Origin of the sequence: Maribacter sp. (assembly GCA_020629415.1) — a bacterium.
Lineage (GTDB): Bacteria > Bacteroidota > Bacteroidia > Flavobacteriales > Flavobacteriaceae > Maribacter > Maribacter huludaoensis.
This window is the reverse complement of sequence record JAHDDL010000063.1, coordinates 5,779-10,012: the sequence shown is the minus strand read 5'-3', so window position 1 is coordinate 10,012 and position 4,234 is coordinate 5,779. Positions and strand designations below refer to the sequence as shown.

General features: G+C 38.5%; 3 protein-coding genes and 2 pseudogenes. 4 read left to right on the top strand and 1 reads right to left on the bottom strand.

Annotated elements, in window-relative coordinates; translation table 11 throughout:
- Positions 1-1,361, bottom strand: a pseudogene (locus tag QZ657_RS16535) (hypothetical protein); the annotation flags it as partial.
- 293 nt (positions 1,362-1,654) lie between these two features.
- Between QZ657_RS16535 and QZ657_RS16530 the strand changes: the two are divergent.
- The 4 genes and pseudogenes from QZ657_RS16530 to QZ657_RS16515 all read left to right on the top strand — a co-directional run.
- A complete protein-coding gene (locus QZ657_RS16530) occupies positions 1,655-2,398 on the top strand; it encodes a hypothetical protein (RefSeq protein WP_291968158.1) in 744 nt (247 codons plus the stop codon).
- On the top strand, positions 2,388-3,161 hold the full coding sequence (locus QZ657_RS16525) for a hypothetical protein (protein ID WP_291968157.1): 774 nt from the start codon (positions 2,388-2,390) through the stop codon (positions 3,159-3,161). The genes QZ657_RS16530 and QZ657_RS16525 overlap by 11 nt, the downstream gene beginning before the upstream one ends.
- Positions 3,162-3,212: 51 nt before the next feature.
- Positions 3,213-3,719, top strand: a complete 507-nt coding sequence (locus QZ657_RS16520) for a DUF6702 family protein (protein WP_276473667.1) — start codon at positions 3,213-3,215, stop codon at positions 3,717-3,719.
- A 57-nt stretch (positions 3,720-3,776) separates the two neighbouring features.
- Positions 3,777-4,234 (top strand): annotated as a pseudogene (locus QZ657_RS16515) (M1 family peptidase); the annotation flags it as partial.

The window sequence follows — 4,234 nt, the reverse complement described above, 5'->3', positions numbered from 1 at the left end:
CTTAAAAATTGCCCATTGGTACCAGGTGTAATGGTAAAAGGGTCAAGAGCTTCTCCTGTGCCGGAAATAGTAGTTTGGTCGGCCACTTCAGTAGAACCTCCGCCAGTTCCTCCAGGAGCAGGTGCCCAAGTTACCGCACCCTCTACGGTACTTAAAAACTGACCGTTTAGGCCTGGTTCTATCTTTAAAGGTGTAACCGCTTCGTCTTCAATGGTATATTCACCAATATTGTTCATGGTAAGGTCTCCGCCTACGGCTACAGGTGTAGGTTCGCTTGCTGCGTTACCTACAAAAATAAATCCATCATCTAAACTTAAATTTCCTTCTGGAATGTCTACAAATCCGCCATCGGTCAAAGAAATACGGTTTCCTGAGATAGACAATTGCTGTTCATCTGTATTGACGGTATTTGCGGGCAGATCTACAAAACCTCCGTCTGTCAGTGAAATACGGCTTCCTGAAATGGATAATTGTTGTTCATCTGTATTTACGGTACCTGGTGGCAAAGAAATAGTTCCGCCGTTCGTCAAGCTAATTTCCGTACCGGCAGGGTTTATGCTTAATTCTTGTAAATAATTGGATAGATCTACCGTATTAGGATTGTTCTCAATGCTAAGAATATTATTGGTCAGGTCTAATTGTTGGTTGTCAGAACCTACCAAGGCATCTAAACTTATAGTGGATACACCCGCCGTTGTAGATTTTGCAATGGTCAAGGTATTGTCCGTTTCATTAAAAGTTAGATCATAAAAGTCGTTGGCGTCTTCCCACTGTACAATTCCGTTTTCATCTGTAGTCAAAAGTTGATCGGGTATGGTATTGGCCAAATCTGACGGCGCTATGCTACCGTCTCTAATTTCTTCCGTTCCAACGGCATTTTGTCTTAGTTCACTAGAACCTACAGATTCAGCAGCTAATTTTTCTTGGGTAATGGAGTTATCTTGTATGTCATCTGGTCCTATACCGCCATCTATAATGTTATCGCCCAGAATGCTGTTCTTTGCAACTTCTAGATTAACACTCCCTGCAGCTTCCGTAATCTCAATGGTACTTCTGCCGTTTACAATGGGGTCATTGGTAATGGATAAATTTGCGGCATCGCATAAATTGATCCATTGTGTGCCGTCATAGTAATTAATACACTCAGTATCGGTATTGTAGACCATACCGCCACGCTGCGGCGTAATAGCTTCCATTTCTAAAGTGGTTACGCGGGTAATTACCAACACTTTAGAGGTACTTTCAAGCTCTAAGACAGATGTGGCATCTATATTTTGGGGATTATCTCCTATTTTAATTTGTCCGTATACGGTAGGTGCCGCTAGCACTGTAAAAAAAATAAAGAAAATTATTGCTTTCATACTTAGTGTCTTATGACCAGAAAATAGTGATTAACAAAAATAGAATTATCTTGTGAATACACTTTATTTATAAGTTGAAATAATAAGGTATTGGGTTAAAGAACATCTAATGTCGTTAAACGGTGTGGTTTTCAATAGTTGGTTTTAGCATTTATGATCTACGGAATTTACGGCATGAATATAGAAATTAACAAAAGTTTATTGGCGCAGTTTTTTTTATGAAGATTACAAATCTTTTCTTTATCTTTTAAATGCCCTTTAGCATGGGTGTTATCTATAATAATATACACTAAATGACCAAAAAATTACTTTTCTTACTAGTATTATGTACCACGGTATCAGTTTTTTCACAAGATGATAGCAGGAGACCTTTAAGTGGTTCCGTTATATATATGAACATTGGGGTGCCCAATGAAAATGTTATTAACGCCACCTCTGAGCGTGCCACCATTACCAATGACCAGGGGTTGTTCCGTATTAATGTTAAGGTTGGTGATCAACTTGTTTTTACAGCTGTGAACTATAATATTAAAGTGGTGACCATTACGGAAGAAATCTTGGCCAATAACCGTTTGGTGGTAGAGGTGAACGAAAAGGTGACCGAATTGGACGAGGTGGTCATTACCCCAGAACAGCAGGAACGTTTTTTAGAAGTAAAGAACCAAGAGTTTAAAGAGTATGAATATGAAATTGATCGTGGTACGGGTGTGGACAACATAGCCATGTCAGATGCCGAAAAAGGTATGCAAGACGGTCTTAATTTCGCCAATATCTTTAGGGCTATTTTCAAATCTCAAAATGAAAATGTAGAGGAAGCCCCTAAATTGAAGGTAAGTGAGGTATTACGCCAAGTGTATGACGATACGTTTTTTGTAATTGATCTGCAGATACCCCAAGATAAGATAAATGAGTTTTTGTATTACTGTGATGAAAAAATGCCGGCAAAATCCTTGTTGAAAAAGGAAAACGAGTTTCAGTTAATAGATGCTTTGGTAAATAACAGTAAATCTTTTCTTAAAGAATTAAATGAGGAGTAGACTCCTTTTACTTTTACTTTTTTCTAGCGTTGTTTCATGGGCGCAAATTGGCGAGTTCAAGAAATTGGAAGGTAGGGTCTATAGTGATAATGGCGATGTTGCCGCTACGCATGTACTCAATATAACTTCTAAAAGAGCCAGCATTACGGATGAAAACGGGTACTTTGCCATTCCCGTAAGGTTGTTTGACACCTTGGAATTCTCTGCCGTTCAGTACAAAAAGAAAATTATGGTCATCAGTTCTGCCATTTTTGAAAGCAAGCTCATATCCGTTGGGCTGGAAGATGCGCTTACCGAGTTAGACGAGGTAACCGTAACCCCATATAATCTTAGCGGTAATCTGTTGACCGATATATCTACCTTAGATTTGGATCCTATTGTAACGGCCTCTACTTTAGGTTTGCCCAATGCCTATGTAAAGATACCCACAAAGGCGGAGCGTGAACTAAAGGCGGCAACAGCTAACCCTATCATGAGTTTTGATCCCTTGATCAACGCCATAAGTGGAAGAACAAAAATGTTGAAGAAGCGTGTAGAACGAAATAAACTGTACGATAGAACGGAGCGGGTACGAGAATTTTACGCGGATAGTGTGTATGTAAAACAATTATCGATCCCCAAGGGTAAAATAGACGATTTCTTATATTACTGCGAGGTAGATCCCAGGTTTCAAGAAGTAGTGGATAGCCATAATGAATTAGAAATTTGGGAATATTTGCGACGAAAGAGTTTGCTGTATAGACAAAATAATTCTTTAGATTAGCCGCCCTATCTTTGGCATACGCTTTGTAATAAGCATAAAAAACAGATCATCATGAAAATTTTTAAACCGGTACTTCTATTATTTATACTCCCTTTTTTCGCATTTGCCGGTGCACACAAATTTTACATTAGCGTAACCAATGTTGATTATTCGGAGAAAGATGAAGCGGTACAGATTATTACCCGTGTGTTCATAGATGATATGAATGCGGTGTTGAACGAGCGGTATGGATACCCTGCGGTTTTGGGAACAAAAAAAGAGTCATCTGTAGACAAAGAGTTTTTGGAAAAATACCTGCGAACCAAATTTTTGGTAGAGATAAATGGTAAAACGGAAAAGTATGATTTTATTGGGCATAAGTTTGATACCGATATGGTTATTTGTTATTTGGAGGTGCCCAACGTTCCGCTAAAGACACTAAAGCAAATAGGTATTACCAATGAAGTACTGACCGATTTATATGATGATCAACAGAATGTGGTACATATAAAGATAAATGGTAATAAAAAGAGTCACGTGCTCATAAAATCACGTATTAAAGGAATGTTAAATTTGTAACATATATTAAGATATCGCTATAAAAACTTTAATTTTCCAACACTAAATAACTATGAAATGATAAGAGTAAAGTACGCATTTGCGTCTGTTTTATTCCTTTTCGCCGCAGTAGCTTTTGCGCAAGAGCCTGTAACCAAAGAAAAGGAGCCTGGTCACTACAACCAGAGCAAGTTTAAACAATTGTATGAGGAGTTTTCTACTCCTAACACCTACAGATCTGCATCTGGTGCACCTGGTCCTGATTATTATCAGCAGCAGGCAGACTATGTGATGGACATTCGTTTAGATGATAAAAATGCCAAGTTATTTGGTGAAGAGACCATTACATATACCAATAATTCACCAGATGATCTTGAGTATCTATGGGTGCAATTAGATCAAAATGTTAGAGCCAAGGACTCTAAGGCAGCTTTAAAAAATGGCAACGGAATCTCTTTGGGCGATGCTCCGGAAAAATTTGTCGGTAATTTTATGACCGAGCCTTTTGATGGCGGTTTCAATATAGATTACGTGAA